The organism is Desulfitobacterium sp. THU1 (assembly GCF_038181555.1).
GTDB lineage: Bacteria > Bacillota > Desulfitobacteriia > Desulfitobacteriales > Desulfitobacteriaceae > Desulfitobacterium.
The window spans coordinates 31,991-48,884 of sequence record NZ_JBBWUA010000014.1; the positions used below are offsets into that span (position 1 = coordinate 31,991).

A 16,894-nucleotide genomic window follows, 5' to 3' on the forward strand; every position below is an offset into this window, starting at 1 on the left:
TGAACTATGTTAAGAAGGAAAACGTGGGGACTTCTTTTTGCTATTCTATTTTGTCAGCTCCTCATTTCCATTCTGGTTGGAGCTTCAGTTACTTATGGGGCTGGTTATGCCAAAGCACCAGATGGACTGGTTATTTGGGGTAAAGACATTAGTGGTATGGCTCTAGAAGAAGCGTATAATGTCCTTATTGAAGAAATCCCAAAAGCAGTGATCCACGATCAAAATCTTTACCCATTAGAGCTTACTCTAACCAATCAAAATCTGCACGATTATTTGACACGTCAATACGCAATTTCAACGGGTAACTTCATCACTGATTCCTTCGAGTATTTGCGTAGAATGACTTTATCATCTCCTTCGCCCCAAAAACTCAATGAAGAAGAGATGGTTTCTCAATTGATGACAATTGCCCAAAGCATTGATCAAGTGGGAAAGGCTGCTAGAGTTTATTATGGAGATGGTTCAGTAATACTAGAGCAAGGTAGCGCTGGAGTGCGTGTTAATATTGAAGAATCTTGGAAACAATTGCAACAGGGCAGCGGTTTAGAGCCAGTCCCGTTAGTCACCGAGGTTGTAGAAGTTCATCCTACAACAGCGGAATTGGAGATAGTTAAGAGTCCTTTAGGTGATTATACGACATATTATGACCCGTATTTTTATGAGCGCGTAAACAATGTCCGACTTGCGGCTGAGGCAATAGATGGGTTCCTACTTCCTCCTGGTGGAGAGTTCTCTTTTAATGATGTAGTGGGTGAAAGGGATTCCGAGCGAGGATATTTACCAGCTTATGTTTTTATGGGCAATCAAGTCGGTGTCGATGATGGCGGAGGGATCTGCCAGGATTCTACAACCCTCTATCAGGCCGTCAAACAGGCTAATCTAGAGGTCTTAGAAAGACATTCTCATTCTTTACCGGTTTCCTATGTGCCTTTAAAAGAGGATGCTACCGTTGCTTACGGAGTACTAGATTTTCGCTTTCGAAATTCGACACAGGGTTATTTGCTCATAAGTGCTACTACAGGTAAAAGCTGGATTAGAGTAAGGGTCTTTGGTCAAACTGATGCGAAACATCCCTTGCTTCAAGCACCCGATGGCTATCCAGTAAAGCCTGAAAATTGGTTAAGTGATCCTAAATAGTTAAAAGCCGCCCATGGAGCGGCTTTTAGTTTTAGGTATTTGATTTTTTTTTTTTGGATAGGACCAAAGATGGATTTAAAAAGAAACTTTAATAGTGTAGGATGAATAATAATATGTTTTTCAAAAGGGGGGGACTTGGTGCGTCAAGTCAGTGTGAATACCCTAAAAATAGGTGATGTACTGGGCAAAACGATATATTCGAGTAATGGACGGGTTTTACTGGGGAAAGGGGTTAAACTCACACCTCTCTACATTAGTAAAATGAGAGACATGGGTATCACCATAGTATATATTGAAGATGATCGTTTTGAAGACGTTATCCCAGAAGATATAATCGATGAAGATAGTCGCCGACAAGCTATTGAAATTATCGAGCAGGCATCTCAAGCCATCCGAGTGGGAAAGGATATCGATGATTTTCATTTGCGCAACATGGTGAGTAAAATTGTGGAAGAGATCTTGTTCAAAAAAGACATCCTAGTCAATATGATGGATATTCGTAGCAAGGATAATCATACCTTTGCTCACTCTGTGAATGTTTGTGTCCTTGCAACTGTTTTGGGTAAGGTTATGCTTTTGGATAAAGAAAAACTGGAAACTCTAGCAATAGGTGCCCTTCTCCATGACATCGGTATGGTGCATCTTCCTCAGAATCTCCTTGAGAAGAATGAGCCTCTCACGGAAGAAGAGGAAGAGCAGGTGAAGACACATACGAAACTAGGCTTTGAAGAGCTCCGCAAGCGTAAGGATCTCAATCTTGTGGTTGCCCACATTGCCTTTCAGCACCATGAGTATATTGATGGAACCGGTTATCCCCGTCAGCTTAGAGGAGATGAGATCCATCCACTTGCCCAAATCGTAGCGATTGCCAACCTCTATGATAAATTGACCTCCGATCACAGCGGTCTGGAAAGAATTATGCCCCACGAAGCTTGTGAGGTTCTTATGGGCCTTGTGGGTAAAGCCTTCCCCTTGGAGCCTGTGCGCCTGTTTCTGCGCAATATTGCAGCATACCCCTCCGGAAGTACAGTTCGTTTGAATACCGGGGAGATTGGGGTAGTGGTGAACCAAAATCCTAGTATTCCGGCACGCCCAGTGGTACGTGTGTTTGATGATATGAAGTTTGAGATAGGACAGGCTAAAGAATATAATATGGTCGAACAGAGAACAGTCTTTATTACCGAGGTGTTAAGCTAGTTCGGCATCCGGATCGGGATTGATGAACTCGGACACAAAGCCGTCAAGGGGCAAACTTGACATTTGGGATTACGGGCGGCGCAGATTCTGCGTCCATGCCAAATAAGCCAATGATGAGCTTGACTCCATTGAGAACGGGGGATCAAGCTCTTCAATTGTTTCTCAATCATATCGGGATTGGTGCCGGAGGCTAATCCCAGGCGATTAGAGACACGGAGAACATGGGTGTCCACAGCCAAGGCAGGGACGTTAAAGGCATTGCTTAATACCACATTGGCTGTTTTTCTGCCCACTCCGGGCAATTGAGTCAGAGCGTCCATCTCATCTGGAACCTCACTCCCATAGTCCTCTACTAATATCCGACAGGTGGAGAGGATGTTTTTAGCTTTATTATGGTAGAGGCCCAGCTCTTTGATAGCATTTTCCATCGCGGACAGAGTCAAGGTCAAAAAATCTTCCGGAGTTTTGTATTTCAGGAAGAGCTTTTCAGTCACTTGGTTTACTTTTTTATCCGTAGCTTGAGCACTGAGCATGGTAGCGATCAGGAGCTCAAAGGGGCTCGAAAAGTTGAGTTCACAATGGGCATCAGGATAAGTCTTTTCCAAAAGGGTCAGAATAGAATCTACTCTTTGGGGGTCGGTTAATACTTGGGAATCGTCTTTGCTCATAATAACCTCCAGAAGCTATAATATTTATTATCCAATGAGATTTTGGGAAAGGGAGAGATTTGATGAAATACATACGGTTTTCTCATGAGAGGGATACTTTTTACGGACAGGTCGAGGGTGAAACAATTCATGTTCTTGATCGATCTTATCTAGAAGAGGGTTGCCAGAGAACGGGACAAATCATCCCCTTGGCAGGGGTGCGTCTCTTAGCGCCGGTAGAACCGAGCAAAATTGTTTGCATTGGTTTAAATTATGCCAAACACATCGTAGAGCTAGGACATACTCGACATGATGAACCCGTCATTTTTCTTAAACCCTCGACAGCTTTGATCGGACCAGAGGATGTGATTGATCATCCGGCGATGAGTCAACAAGTTGAATATGAAGCTGAGCTGGTGGTAGTCATGGGGAAAACCGCCAAGAATATCTCGGTAGCCCAAGCACAGGATTATATTTTTGGATACACCTGTGGAAATGATGTCACGGCAAGGGATTTGCAAAAGAAGGATGGTCAATGGACTCGCTGTAAAGGCTTCGATACCTTCTGTCCCATCGGTCCGTGGATCGTTCCTGACCTTGAGCATAATAATTTAAACATCCGTTCCTTACTGAATGGGGATGTGAAGCAGTCTTCCAATACTCGTAATTTACTTAATTCCGTTCCCGAGTTAATCAGCTATATTTCACAGATCATGACCTTAAACCCCGGAGACCTGATTATGACCGGTACCCCGGAAGGAGTGGGCCCCATGAAAGCTGGCGATGTCATCACCATTGAAATCGAAGGCATCGGCAAGCTAGAGAATAAGGTCGGTTAGAGCAGGATATGTACTGGGTTTATATCCTTCTATGTGCCGGCAAGACCCTCTATACGGGTACAACACCGCAATTGGAGCGCAGAATCAAAGAGCACAACGAGGGTAAAGGGGCCAAATATACCCGGGGACGGAGGCCTGTAGTTCTTAAGCAGGCTTGGGTAGTAGAGAATCGCGGTCAGGCTCTTCGTTTAGAGGCCTTCATCAAGCGCTTTTCACGGCAGGAAAAGGAAGCCATGATTGCTTCTCCAGAAAAGCTTCTTCAGCTGGCTAAAGAGAAGGGTTACGAGTTTGATATAGGGGTGCTAAATAGTTGAGTGCAGTTCAAATGGTGCATCGATGCACCATTTAACATTAGAGTGCGAAAAGAAGCTTTATAATAGTACTATAATATAATTTCATGGATATTGGAAAGGATGATCTGCTATGCCATTCGTTCAGATCGATCTATTAGAAGGTCGTACACTAGAACAAAAAAAGCAAATGGTAGAAAAAGTGACACAAGCTATTGTCGAAACCACAGGTGCTAAGCCCGAGAGTGTAAGTATTATCATTCGGGATATGGCTAAGGAAAGTTTTGCATCGGGAGGAATTCTCGCTAGCGATAAGCAATAAGAGCGATACCCATACAGAGATGGAGCTGATCATAATTAATGGTCAGCTCCATCTTTGCAAACTGTTCCATTTTTGCAGAGAAAAGACTAATAGATTCCGCCGCCAATGAATTCTCGTAAGATAGAGTTGAAAGGAACTTTGGCAACATCCATGGTTTGAAAGTGATGAAGAAGTCTTAAGAGGTGGGTCGCGGTGGCATGATAGGGATGGTCAGGTGTAATCGTAATGAGCAGAGGTTCCGCATAGGCTTTAAGAGCGTTCAACTCATATAACAGGCTGGAATTGAACATAACATCCGCTTCCTCTTGATAGGGGAAAATGTTGTTGATCTCTCCTCGCCGTACACTGGGCCATTGATTAAGAGTTTTTTCGGAGCTAATTCCTCGGTACTTGTCATCGCGGACTAGACGGCGAATTTGACGTACATCCGTCGTCGAGATGCGGTTATGAGCATCAATATTAGGCTGGAAAAGGGCGCTTATATATATTTTGAAGAGATGAGAACGCTCCAAGGAAGGTAAAAGGCGTGGATTCAGGGCATGAATTCCTTCCATAACCAAGATTTCATCGGCTGCTAACTTCATGCGTTTACCTTCATTTTTGCGTCGTCCCTCAACAAAATCGAAGATGGGACACTCAATTTCTTCACCATGAATCAAGGCACTGACATGCTGATTTAACAATGGTAAGTCAAGGGCTTCAAGTGCTTCAAAATCAAATTGACCGTTTTGATCGCGAGGGGTGTGCTCTCGGTCTAAGAAATAGTCATCTAGGGATAGGGCTTTGGGGCGAATACCATTAACACATAGTTGTGTGGATAGGCGTTGAGCGAAGGTAGTTTTTCCAGAAGAAGAAGGGCCCGAGATAAGGATAATACGAAGATTTTTAATTTGGCTGAGGATTCGGTCCGCAATTAATGAGATTTTCTTTTCATGTAATGCTTCAGCTAAGGAAATCAATTCGGTTGTCTTACCATCAAGAACATTTTGATTAATATCTTCAACCTGATCCAAATGGAGATTTTCTACCCAGCGTTGTGATTCCAGGAAGGTAGCAGCTAATTTTTCTGGTGGGACAAAATTGGGTAGCTCGCAGGGATGTACAGCGTTGGAAAAGTGCAATATAAAGCCGGGATGGTAATAGATCAAGGTATAGGGATAATGGGCCCCTGTGGGGCGTAGAGCAGGGTAAAGAGACTTTACAAAGGTTTGGTTGACCTTTGTGTGGAAAAACCCATCCTCCTCCTCACAGGAGAGGATGGGGGGCTCAGAGTCCACCCATTGATGTAGACGTTCATCGATTAGGGATACTTCTCGTGAAGAAAGCGGAGAATTTTCTAATTCACAGTAGACACCATCCAAAATGGAGTATTGAATTTTGAGCTTTTCTAGTGGAAAAAGCTTCTCGATAATCATAATTAAACCGAAAATAAGGGTTTGCCGATATTGACGGTGAGTAGTCTCATTTACACTCATCTTTATGCTCCTTTTCCATATAATCTGCTGATAATAGCTTGATAGTTGAATAATTCTCCAATAGAGCAGCAACTTCCTCTGTTTTGGAATGACTTTCCTTTAGTTATGGTATACTGGAGAAGGAAAAATGTCTATCAGTGGCGAATAGAAATCGGATATTGTCTTGGGGAGTGAAGCGAATTGTACGAAAGCACAAGAGGAAATTATCCGGAACAAACAGGAAAAGAAGCCATTGCCTTGGGTATGGTTCCGGTGGGTGGATTATTTGTTCCAAAGCATTACCCAAAAATCAACTGGGAGGAAATCCGCGGTCTAACCTATCCAGAGCTTGCTCAATTGATTTTTCAATCCTATCTTCCCGATTTTGAGAAAGAAAAATGCATTGAGGCTTCAGAAATATATAATAATAAGGTCTTTGATTCGGATAATCCCGCTCCACTGGTAAGGGTGGGGAAGATGGGAATACTGGAATTATGGCATGGGCCTACAGCTGCCTTTAAAGACATGGCCTTGCAAGTTCTGCCTCGTTTACTTGGCGAAAGCATGAAGGTGCTAACCAAAACGGATCGAGTCCTGATTCTTGTAGCTACCTCGGGAGATACCGGAAAGGCTGCTTTGGAGGGCTTTAAGAATGTTAAGGGCACAGAGATCATGGTGTTTTATCCCGAGCATGGTGTCAGCACTGTTCAAGAACGGCAAATGACTACCACCGATGGAGTTAATACCCGGGTTGTGCCCGTCATGGGTAACTTTGACCAATGTCAATCTGCAGTTAAAGAGATTTTCGCCAGTTCAAAATTGAGATCAACCTTTAATCAACAGGGCATCGCTTTTTCTTCAGCGAACTCGATCAACTGGGGTAGACTCTTGCCACAAATCGTCTATTATTTTTGGGCCTATCTGCAGGCCGTGGAGTCCCAAGCGCTTCGTCCCGGAGAAGAAATGAATGTGGTTGTCCCCACGGGTAACTTCGGTAATATCCTTGCTGCCTATTATGCCAAGATAATGGGTTTACCGATTAATAAACTGATTTGTGCCTCCAATGAAAATAATGTTTTGACAGATTTCTTTGCTGAGGGAATCTATAATCGAAATCGACCTTTCTATGTGACTTCCTCGCCCTCGATGGATATCCTGATATCCAGCAATTTCGAGCGGTTTTTGTATGAAATGTCAGGAAGAAGACCGGATAAAATCAGCAAATGGTATAAAGATCTTCAAGAACGAGGTGCCTTTATGGTTGATTCTGACACCCTGGCCAAGGCAAGGGATGCAGTTGACGCCGGCTGGGCCAATGAAGCAGAGGTTCTGAAGGTCATTGATGCTGTCTATCAAGAATATTCCTATGTCTTAGATCCTCATACTGCCGTTGCCGTGAAAGTATACGATGATTATGCGAAGAAGTCGGGTGATCAGACCTATACAATTATTGCTTCAACTGCAAGCCCATATAAATTTGCCAAAACTGTTCTTGCGGGAATCGATGCAAGTGCTGTCTCAGGGGATGAATGGATTAATTTGAAGAAGCTGAGTGAGATCACCGGTTGGGCTATTCCTCAAGGACTTCAGGGGTTAGAGGATAAACAAACCTTTGGAATGAGCCATGTCAGCCCAGACAAGATTTCTGAACTGATTAAGAAAGTATATATCTAAAGTCAAAACGTCTAAAGTCAAAAAAGTCTTAAGACAAAACGAGTTCGGGTGCTGATATCTCATCTCCCAAACTCGTTTTATATTTCTATTAATTTTTGGTGAGCGGCTTGGCTTTGGGGTATGAACCAAGAAGTTTGGTGTTAACACCTTTGTTTTTTAAAGCCCAGAGAGCATCCTGGAGGGAAGATGAGAAGACATAACCATCGACGTCAACGAAGAAGACATACTCACCCAGCCTTTTCTTGGAAGGCCGTGACTCAATCCGGCTCAAATTAATACTCCTTAAGGAAAATTCCTGAAGAGCATCGGCTAAGGAACCGGGGGTATCTCCCGTGACAATTAAAAGTGAAGTCTTGTCTTCCTCACTCATCTCGGCAAGATGGTGACCAACGAAAACAAAGCGTGTAGCATTGAGCGTTGAGTCTTGAATTTTTTCCGCCAGACAGTGCAGGTTATAGATTTCAGCTGATCGACGAGGACCGATGGCCGCCCAATTATGGTCTGGATTCTGAGAAATTTTCGTTGCAGCCTCCGTGGTGCTGAAGCAGGGAGATTGACTTGCTTGGGGGAGATGAGTTTCTAAAAAGTCACGGCATTGCCCTAAGGCTTGTTCGTGAGAAAATACTTGTTCTATCTCCTCAAAGTCTAGTGGTTTGGCGGTGAGTAAGCATTGCTCTACGGGGTGGATAAATTCCCTCATAATATAGAGATTTTCAATTTGGCCTAGCATATCCATGGTCACGGCAACTTGGCCTTCGGTGGAGTTTTCTAGCGGAACAAAGGCTCCTTCGATCTCGAGAGCTTGGCAGGCATTTAAAAGCTTGGGAATCGTTGTGAAAGGAATTAGCTCTACTGGAGGTTCCATAATTTCCGGTTGAGTGGCTAAAAAGAGCTGGAGCGCTTCTTCGGAAAAGCTGCCCGTCGGTCCTAAATATCCAATCTTCATTCTATCTACCTCCCTTAGGATATTTTCAAAATAAAAAAGAGCTTAACTATCCCGATCAAAGGGGCGAGTTAAGCGTAATTTGATTTTACCAATTATATCAATAACTTTTGCTATTGAAAAGGCTTTTTTACTTTTATCTGACTAAAAGTTTAATTTTTAGGAAATTTCCGTTCACTTTAAACTTGCACAAACCCTATAAGCACGTTAAAATATGTGTGGAAGGTTGGGGAACCTTCCTGGGAGATAGGTGGACGAGGTGGCAGAAACAGGCAGTGGAACGTACGCTGCCTGTTTCACTTTTTTATATACGTATTAATAAACTCCCTGTATTTCTCAGGCTATTATTCCCTGATGTTGATATTTATACCGGGCCTTGAGAATGAGAACCGTGAAGAGAATTTTGCTAAATATTACCCCTAATGTGTATAATAAGCTGGTAAGTGTGATTTAGGAGGTAAGCAAAATGGAACAAGCTAAACAAAAATCTCGCTCGGAGATTCCTCAAGAATATAAATGGAATCTTGAAGACATTTTTCCCCATGATCAAGCTTGGGAGGAAGAGTATATCAAAGCTGAGAAGCTTTTGCTTAAAGCTGGAGAATATCAAGGACGTCTGGGGGAGAGTGCCGAAACATTATTAGCATGCTTTGCTTGGGTGGACGAAATCGGCCAAAGCGTCGGCGAAATCTACACCTATGCACGGATGCGTCGTGACGAGGATAATCGGGATTCACATTATCAAGCCTTAACCGATCGAGCCGGTGCCCTCTCTGTACGTGTCGGGAGTGCTCTGGCCTTTGTCGTTCCTGAAATTCTCTCCCTACCGGATGGGATGCTTCAGGAATATCGTCAAGCAAATGCCCAATTAGCCCTCTACGACCATGCTTTAGATGATATTCTACGCAAACGGGACCATGTTTTAAGCCCGGCGGAAGAAAAACTACTGGCCGAAATGGGAGAAATTGCGGATGGCCCCAGTACCATTTTTGGGATGGCCAATAATGCGGACCTGAAATTTCCTACCATCAAGGATGAAAAAGGTGCGGAAGTCGAGCTTACCAAGGGTAATTATATTCAATTTATGGAAAGCGAAGATCGTCGTGTTCGGCAGGAGGCCTTTGAAACCTTATATGCTACCTATCAAAAGCAGATTAATACTTGGGCAGCTATTCTCAGTTCGAATATCAAGGGTGATGTCTTTTTCGCTAAGTCTCGTCGTTACCCCTCGGCAATTGAGTCATCCTTGAATGCTGACAAGGTTCCTCTTACAGTCTATCATTCCTTGATTGAAACGGTTCGCGAGTTTCTGCCGGAGATGCATCGCTATGTGAAGCTGAGAAAGAAGGCTTTGGGGCTTGATGAGCTTCATATGTATGATATTTATGTACCCATTGTGTCGGAAGTCAATATGAAAATCCCCTATGCCCAAGCTGTGGAAATGTGTCAGGCAGGGTTAAAGCCTTTAGGACAAGAGTATGGCAAGGTTTTAGAAAAGGGCTTTAATTCTCATTGGATCGATGTGTATGAAAACGAAGGCAAGACCAGCGGTGCTTATTCATGGGGTACATACGGTTCCCATCCTTATGTCTTGCTCAATCATCAAGATACCCTGGATTCGATGTTTACCATCGCTCATGAGATGGGTCATTCACTCCATACCTATTATTCCAACCAAACTCAGCCTCATATTTATGCCGGTTACACGATTTTCGTTGCTGAAGTTGCCTCTACCCTTAATGAAGGTTTAGTTATGGATCATCTGCTTAAAACAACTGAAGACCCGAAGCTACTGGCCTATCTATTAAACCATTATCTAGAGCAATTCCGAGGCACTGTTTTCCGCCAGACCATGTTTGCGGAGTTTGAAATGAAAACCCATGCTATGGTGGAAGCTGGGGAAGCCCTTACAGCGGATTTGTTGTCCAGTGTCTATCTTAAACTCAATGAGGATTATTATGGACCGGATGTGGTTATGGATCCTCAGATCGCTATTGAATGGGCAAGGATTCCTCATTTTTACAATGCCTTCTATGTGTATAAATATGCTACGGGATTCTCAGCAGCTACGGCCTTAAGCAGAAAAATCCTCGACGAAGGGGAGCCTGCCGTGAAGCGTTACCTAGAATTTTTGTCGAGCGGAAGCTCGGACTATCCCATTGAGCTTTTGCGTAAGGCGGGAGTGGATATGGAGACCCCGTTACCTGTGAGAGAAGCTTTGCAGGTCTTTAAAGGACTTCTCGATCGTTTGGAAGCTCTTCTTTAAGGGCAAGTCTTCCCAAAGACCTACCTTGACAAAGATTATGGATAAGCACACTATTTATATTAGGTTATTGCTTGATTTAAGATTCTCAGAAAGAAAGGATGAAGGATTATGAGTGATGCATGCAGCTCATGTTCATCAGCGAGTACCTGTACCACAGGCAGCTGTCCGTCTAAACCAGAAAAAACGAAAGCCCAAGAAGCCAGTAACATTAAAAGCGTTATCGCGATTATGAGTGGCAAAGGGGGCGTAGGTAAATCCTCTGTCACCTCTATGCTTGCCGTAAGTTTAATGAGAAAAGGCTATAAGGTCGGTATCTTAGATGCGGATATTACAGGGCCAAGTATTCCGAAGATTTTCGGCCTAAAAGGTAAAGCAGATATCAATGAGACAGGAGTCGTTCCTGTCGAATCACAGCATGGCATAAAGGTTATGTCCTTAAATCTAATGCTCCCTAACGAAGATGAGCCGGTAATCTGGAGAAGTTCGATTATATCGCAGATGGTAAGGCAGTTCTGGACCGATGTTATCTGGGGAGAACTGGATTTCTTACTTGTTGATCTACCGCCGGGAACTGGGGACGTACCCATTACGGTGATGCAAAGCTTGCCCGTGTCTGGCATAGTCATCGTGACCAGCCCTCAACAATTAGCTGGAATGATCGTTCGCAAAGCGATCAAAATGGTGAAAAAATATGATGCAAATATCTATGGCTTGATCGAGAATATGGCTTACGTGTCTTGCCCTCATTGTGAAGATAGGATTGAGATTTTTGGCAAACCACATGGAGAAGAGGAAGCTGCGAAAAACGAAATTCCCTATCTCGGGCAATTACCCATTGATCCGGTTTTAGCGACCGTGTCGGACCTCGGCAAAATCGAGGATTACGAATCAGAGAATTTTAAAGATATTGCTCAACGCTTAGCCGACAGCATTAAAACAACCGCGTAAAGAGAAGAGGGGGGTGGCCGGTTTAGCCGGGTACTATGGGATCAACAATACGAGATATTAATTTAGCAGACAAAGGCCAATTAAAAATTGACTGGGTTCAAGGACATATGCCTGTATTAAACACCTTGAGGGAGGAGTTCGAAAGAACTCAACCCTTTAAAGGTAAAAAGGTGACTATTTGCTTGCACTTAGAAGCAAAGACAGCCTATCTTGCCAAAGTCGTCCAAGCAGGTGGAGCGGAGGTCACAGTAGTGGCTAGTAATCCTTTATCTACCCAAGATGATGTAGTTGCTGCTCTAGTGGCTGGAGGTGTTCATGCTCACGCTTGGTACGGTGCGACTGATGAGGAGTATCATCAACACCTTCATAAGGCGCTCGATTTTGGCCCGGACTACATAATCGATGATGGTGGCGATTTAGTCTCGACCATCCACAAAGAACGTCGGGAATTAATTGGCAAGGTTCTAGGTGGAGCTGAAGAAACCACCACCGGGATTCTCCGTTTACGGGCTATGGAGAAGAATGGAGAATTGGCTTTTCCCATGATCGCCGTTAATGATGCCGAAATGAAGTACTTATTCGATAATCGCTATGGCACAGGGCAATCGGTTTGGGATGGAATAATGCGCACAACCAACTTGGTGGTTGCCGGAAAAACTGTTTGCGTCGTAGGCTATGGATGGTGTGGTAAAGGGGTCGCCTTGAGAGCTAAGGGCCTCGGTGCCCGAGTCATCATCTGCGAAGTCAACCCAATCAAAGCCAACGAAGCATGGATGGATGGCTTTGAAGTCATGCCCATGGTTGAGGCTGCCCCCTTCGGCGACTTTTTTGTAACGGTTACCGGGAACAAAGATGTGATTACTGGTGAACACTTCCAAGTGATGAAAGATGGTGCGATCCTAGCTAATGCTGGTCATTTTGATGTCGAAGTGAATAAAGTCCAATTAGCGGCTATGGCCAAGAGTTGTCGCGAAGTTCGTAACAATATCGAGGAATATCTGCTTCAGGATGGACGCAAAATATATCTCTTAGCTGAAGGGCGCTTGGTCAACTTGGCTGCCGGGGATGGTCATCCTGCTGAGGTCATGGATATGACCTTTGCTTTACAGGCTCTCGCCTTGCATTATTTGGCGACTGCCAAGGCTCCTTTTGAGTCTAAAGTTTATTCCGTTCCCTTAGAAATAGATCAGCGCGTGGCAGAGCTAAAGCTAAGAACTTTGGGATTGAAGATTGATCAATTATCAGAGGAACAGGAACGTTATCTGGCGAATTGGCAACATAGCTAAGTTTACCTTTAGTGCGATGAAAGGTCTGATGTATTTTGACATCAGACCTTTCTCGTCCATCTATGAGAATGCACATCTATGCTCTGTTTGCCGACTCGTTAGCCTTTATGCGATTTTGGTAGTTTTTATAGCCGGGATCAGATAATGAGGACTAAAGTGAGACAAGAAGGATAAACTATGGATACACCTGCTAAAGAAAGGAAGGTATATCCATTGCGTTATATTTGGCGAGTTTTTGTAATTCTTGTTATGGTTTTTTTGGCGAAAGGTATTTTTGAAGAGAAGCAACCTCAAGCCTATATTTCTCATCCCCAGGTTCAAGTATTGATGGATGAAATTGAATGGAGGGCTTCCCAAATACAGAAAGCCGCTCAGGATTTGCCGGGAAGTATTGAAGTCATGCTGAGGCGCATATTTACTGATGGAAAGCCGGCAATTGAGGCAAAATCCGTTTAATGATAACTTATTTCAACGTTGCGTTCATTTTCGAAGTATAGCAAGCTCAAGGACCGACAATGAAGATTTGAAAAAAAGATTGATTTCATTGTAAAATAAATAATATAATTGTCTTTGAGCTATGGAGCGCTATTCTAGTGCGTGAAATGACAGTCGAAGGCGGGCCTAATAATCCGCTAAGGGCATACCGATGAAGTTCCTGGTGGTGGCTTTCGACGCCCAGTCGAGGGTTGCTGCTGGGGGTTAAGGTTGAGGGGGATCCGCAATGGCATGCGGGCGATACCCTCTTCCGTGGAGGCCTAAGTTCGTGGCTGAGTTTTTGGTTACGGCTTGGGGTATGAACCTGCATTAGGAAGGAACTTAGTGCAGTGTAGCCTGCCTTGAGGTGGAGAAGTTGGGAGGGCTAAAGGGGCTTCTGCTCATTGGCCGATGGGCTTGAGTCTGCCTGAAATTCTTTTCTGCAAAAGAGGCTAAGCTGTCATGGGCCGTTAAGGAAAACTTCTAGAGCGAAAACTAACGAGGATTAAAGTGCGTTCTTAGTGGCGATCAAGTGCTAGTTTGGGCGACATTCTAGGCTGAGGGAAAGGGGAAACCGCCTTTACAGGAAACTGGAGGAACTCAGTGGGAAAACCTACTCGACCTATGGCGCAATATTTATTCGTCTGTGTCCTAAAGCTCAAAGATAAACACCTCTCGTGAGAGAGGTGTTTTTTTTTCGTTTAATTTGTTTTTAATAGGGGACCCAAGGCACAAGTCGATGTTTTTTACATTCTCCTCCCGGTTCGGCAGGTGTCTGATTATGAATGTACAGATCCGTCTTTTGACATTTTTTAGTCCGCTTGTAATAGCATTGACGACAGAGTTCGACGCGGTAATTGAGAATCATGGCTTGACTCCTTTGTCATTGAAGTGTGTATAGATGGCGGTAGCAGCTGGAGAAGGAAGACCAGCCTTCTGAAGATCCTCGAGGGTGGCTGTGCGGATGTTGTCTATGGATTTGAAATGTCGCAAAAGTTGTTGCCTTCTCTTCTGCCCGACACCAGGTATTCCATCAAGCTCAGAGAGCATCATGTTTTTGGTACGTTGTTGTCGATGGAAGGTAATCGCAAAACGATGGACTTCATTTTGAATTCGTTCTAAGAGACGGAAGCCGGCTGACCGTCGTTCGAAAGAATGGGGAAAGCCCTCGGAGTCCATGAGAGCTGAGGTCTGATGTCGATCGTTTTTGACCATACCCGCTACATGAATATCAGCCTTCAAGGCAGCTAGGGCATCTTTAGCCGCATTAATCTGGCCCTTACCTCCATCCACAAGAATAAGATCTGGGAGGGGAAGGTTTTCTTGGAGGAGGCGTTTATAGCGTCGCTCAATCACTTGGTGCATGGAGGCTGTATCATCCATATTGGGCATGGGCTGTATTTTGAACTTGCGGTATTGACTGCGATTCGGCTTTCCCTCGCTAAACTGTATCATTCCGGCAACACTATGAGCTCCGGCAATATTGGATATATCGAAGGATTCAATGATTTGCGGGGAGGGTATATTTAAAGCGTTTCCGATTTCCTCTAGTGCTTGGGTGCATTCTTCCAAATCTCGGATTTCGATGGAGATCTGTTCGTGTAAAGTGGTTTGGGCGTTTTCCATGGCCATCTGGACTAGATCACGTTTTTGTCCCTTTTGGGGTACGACCATAGGAAAAAGCTTACCTAATGCGCTGAGATCTAGCGGAGGTAAGAGTATTTCTTGAGGAATGGTGGAGCTTTCGGTGTAGAACTGAGCTAAAAAAGAAATAAAGGCCTCTTCAGGTTCTTCATAATAGGGAAAGATAAAAATATCTCGGGAGAGGAGCTTGCCTTGGCGTAAGTAAAAGATCTGGATGCATATTTGATCGCGGGAAAAAGCATATCCAACCACATCCCGATCCACAAAGTCGTTGAGGGTGATGTTTTGTTTTTCTCCGACTTTCTTTAGATCTTCGATCAGGTCCCTGTATTCTTGAGCTCGTTCAAATTCTAGATTTTCTGCAGCCTGAATCATTTTGGACTGTAAGGCTTTAAGGATGGCCCCCTGATCCCCCTTGAGAAAGGTGGCAGCTTCCTTACGGATATCCTCATAGGCCGCTCGGGGCACATTTTGAGTGCAGGGCCCCAGACATTGACCAAGATGATAATAAAGACAGGGCTTGTTTGGTATCTGACGACATTTGCGAAAAGGAAAAAGACGATTCAGCAAGCGGGCCGCTTCCTTGGCTGCTGTCGCGTTAGGATAGGGTCCATAATATTTCCCTGCTCCTTTTTTTACCTGCCGGGTCACTAAGATACGTGGATGATCTTCATCGGTGATCGTGATAAAAGGGTAGGTTTTATCATCTCGCAATGAAATATTATACTTAGGATTATGTTTTTTAATTAAATTGCATTCTAAAAGTAAGGCCTCTACTTCTGAATCCGTAAGAATAGTTTCAAAGTCTGCTATTTGGCTGATCATGAGTTGGGTTTTTCCATTATGGGAACCCGTGAAATAGGAACGGACTCGATTTTTGAGAATCTTGGCTTTACCTACATATATAATTTCGCCGGAAGCATCTTTCATAAGATAAACTCCCGGTTTGTCCGGTAATAAACTAAGTTTTTCGCGAAGTATCTCCATCTTGCACACCTCGGTATTATTCTAGACGGAGATGAAGAGTTATGCAAGTTATCGGGAGGGAATAAGTTAAATTCGCGTTTATTTCAAGGGTAAGTGCAAAGACTTTTGCTAACGTCTTGTTATGGACAAACATATCGGACATCTTTCATTAGTATAATTACTTATAGGATCTCATAGGATCTCACCACTGGGATAGAGGAGGGGTTCAGTTGTCAAATTCATGGGGGCGGCCACCGCGCAATGATATCTGGCAGGATTTACAGGCATTGGCCTTTTGGGTATTGCTCATAGGGGTAGGTGCCTATATCATTTTCCCGAATTTCTTTAGTGATGTCTATGCACGCCTTACTGACCCAGCAGCACAGCTGGTTGACTCTTCTACAGGATCCTATGATCCGAATAATAATGAGGATAGTATCTATGATTCCAATACGAATATAGACAATACCTATCCTGATACATCATCAGGTTATCTGTATTCCACGGGAGATTCGAGCCTCGGCTCTCCGGCCTCGTCTCTATATCTTGGCAATGAAGTGTCTACGGGTTATTGGATACTTTTTGTAGCTGATGGAGAGTTTAAGCAGCTGGCAGTTGCCAGCGAGGCCTATACCTTTCTATTGCGCTTAATTGAAAATGATCAGTCTAGTGGCGGCAAGAAAACGGTAATTATGGTTGCTAATGGCCAGCTTCGGAAGTTTTCCGTTGCCGATGAAATCTATCAAATTGTGGTCAATATGGCTGCTATTGACACACGAGCAAAACTTGGTTAAGGGATTTCTGAGC

General features: G+C 44.0%; 15 protein-coding genes. 11 read left to right on the forward strand and 4 right to left on the reverse strand.

Annotated elements, in window-relative coordinates:
- Positions 1-6: 6 nt before the first annotated feature.
- Both AAC978_RS11605 and AAC978_RS11610 read left to right on the forward strand, forming a co-directional pair.
- On the forward strand, positions 7-1,137 hold the full coding sequence (locus AAC978_RS11605; protein ID WP_341548209.1) for a VanW family protein: 1,131 nt from the start codon (positions 7-9) through the stop codon (positions 1,135-1,137).
- Between the two features lie 138 nt (positions 1,138-1,275).
- On the forward strand, positions 1,276-2,334 hold the full coding sequence (locus tag AAC978_RS11610) for an HD-GYP domain-containing protein (RefSeq protein ID WP_341548210.1): 1,059 nt from the start codon (positions 1,276-1,278) through the stop codon (positions 2,332-2,334).
- On the opposite strand, the gene nth is transcribed toward AAC978_RS11610, so the two are convergent.
- Positions 2,331-3,002: an endonuclease III gene (gene nth, locus AAC978_RS11615; protein ID WP_341548211.1), complete on the reverse strand. Its 672-nt coding sequence runs from the start codon at positions 3,000-3,002 to the stop codon at positions 2,331-2,333. The two genes, AAC978_RS11610 and nth, sit on opposite strands and share 4 nt — an antisense overlap.
- Positions 3,003-3,064: 62 nt before the next feature.
- On the opposite strand from nth, the gene AAC978_RS11620 reads away from it, so the two are divergent.
- The 3 genes from AAC978_RS11620 to AAC978_RS11630 all read left to right on the forward strand — a co-directional run bounded on the left by AAC978_RS11620 (position 3,065) and on the right by AAC978_RS11630 (position 4,432).
- A complete protein-coding gene (locus AAC978_RS11620) occupies positions 3,065-3,820 on the forward strand; it encodes a fumarylacetoacetate hydrolase family protein (protein WP_341548212.1) in 756 nt (251 codons plus the stop codon).
- 8 nt (positions 3,821-3,828) lie between these two features.
- A complete protein-coding gene (locus AAC978_RS11625) occupies positions 3,829-4,134 on the forward strand; it encodes a GIY-YIG nuclease family protein (RefSeq protein WP_341548213.1) in 306 nt (101 codons plus the stop codon).
- Between the two features lie 109 nt (positions 4,135-4,243).
- Entirely contained in the window at positions 4,244-4,432 is a 189-nt protein-coding gene (locus tag AAC978_RS11630) for a 2-hydroxymuconate tautomerase (protein ID WP_341548214.1), read from the forward strand.
- An 86-nt stretch (positions 4,433-4,518) separates the two neighbouring features.
- On the opposite strand, the gene AAC978_RS11635 is transcribed toward AAC978_RS11630, so the two are convergent.
- Positions 4,519-5,907, reverse strand: coding sequence for a uridine kinase family protein (locus tag AAC978_RS11635; RefSeq protein ID WP_341548215.1), 1,389 nt, complete (start codon positions 5,905-5,907; stop codon positions 4,519-4,521).
- Between the two features lie 180 nt (positions 5,908-6,087).
- Here AAC978_RS11635 and thrC point away from each other — a divergent pair, with 180 nt between their 5' ends.
- Positions 6,088-7,560, forward strand: a complete 1,473-nt coding sequence (gene thrC, locus AAC978_RS11640; protein ID WP_341548216.1) for a threonine synthase — start codon at positions 6,088-6,090, stop codon at positions 7,558-7,560.
- Positions 7,561-7,648: 88 nt separating this feature from the next.
- On the opposite strand, the gene pheA is transcribed toward thrC, so the two are convergent.
- Entirely contained in the window at positions 7,649-8,506 is an 858-nt protein-coding gene (gene pheA / locus AAC978_RS11645; RefSeq protein WP_341548217.1) for a prephenate dehydratase, read from the reverse strand.
- A 463-nt stretch (positions 8,507-8,969) separates the two neighbouring features.
- On the opposite strand from pheA, the gene pepF reads away from it, so the two are divergent.
- The 4 genes from pepF (at position 8,970) to AAC978_RS11665 (ending at position 13,459) form a co-directional block, all read left to right on the forward strand.
- A complete protein-coding gene (pepF, locus tag AAC978_RS11650) occupies positions 8,970-10,769 on the forward strand; it encodes an oligoendopeptidase F (protein WP_341548218.1) in 1,800 nt (599 codons plus the stop codon).
- Positions 10,770-10,877: 108 nt separating this feature from the next.
- Entirely contained in the window at positions 10,878-11,717 is an 840-nt protein-coding gene (locus tag AAC978_RS11655) for an Mrp/NBP35 family ATP-binding protein (protein ID WP_341548219.1), read from the forward strand.
- 35 nt (positions 11,718-11,752) lie between these two features.
- Positions 11,753-13,003, forward strand: a complete 1,251-nt coding sequence (locus tag AAC978_RS11660; RefSeq protein ID WP_341548220.1) for an adenosylhomocysteinase — start codon at positions 11,753-11,755, stop codon at positions 13,001-13,003.
- Between the two features lie 177 nt (positions 13,004-13,180).
- Complete coding sequence (locus AAC978_RS11665) at positions 13,181-13,459, forward strand: hypothetical protein (protein WP_341548221.1); 279 nt, start codon at positions 13,181-13,183, stop codon at positions 13,457-13,459.
- A gap of 882 nt (positions 13,460-14,341) precedes the next feature.
- Here AAC978_RS11665 and uvrC read toward each other — a convergent pair.
- Complete coding sequence (gene uvrC / locus AAC978_RS11670) at positions 14,342-16,108, reverse strand: excinuclease ABC subunit UvrC (RefSeq protein WP_341548222.1); 1,767 nt, start codon at positions 16,106-16,108, stop codon at positions 14,342-14,344.
- Between the two features lie 209 nt (positions 16,109-16,317).
- Between uvrC and AAC978_RS11675 the strand changes: the two genes are divergently transcribed.
- Positions 16,318-16,881, forward strand: a complete 564-nt coding sequence (locus tag AAC978_RS11675; RefSeq protein WP_341548223.1) for a hypothetical protein — start codon at positions 16,318-16,320, stop codon at positions 16,879-16,881.
- Positions 16,882-16,894: the final 13 nt, after the last annotated feature.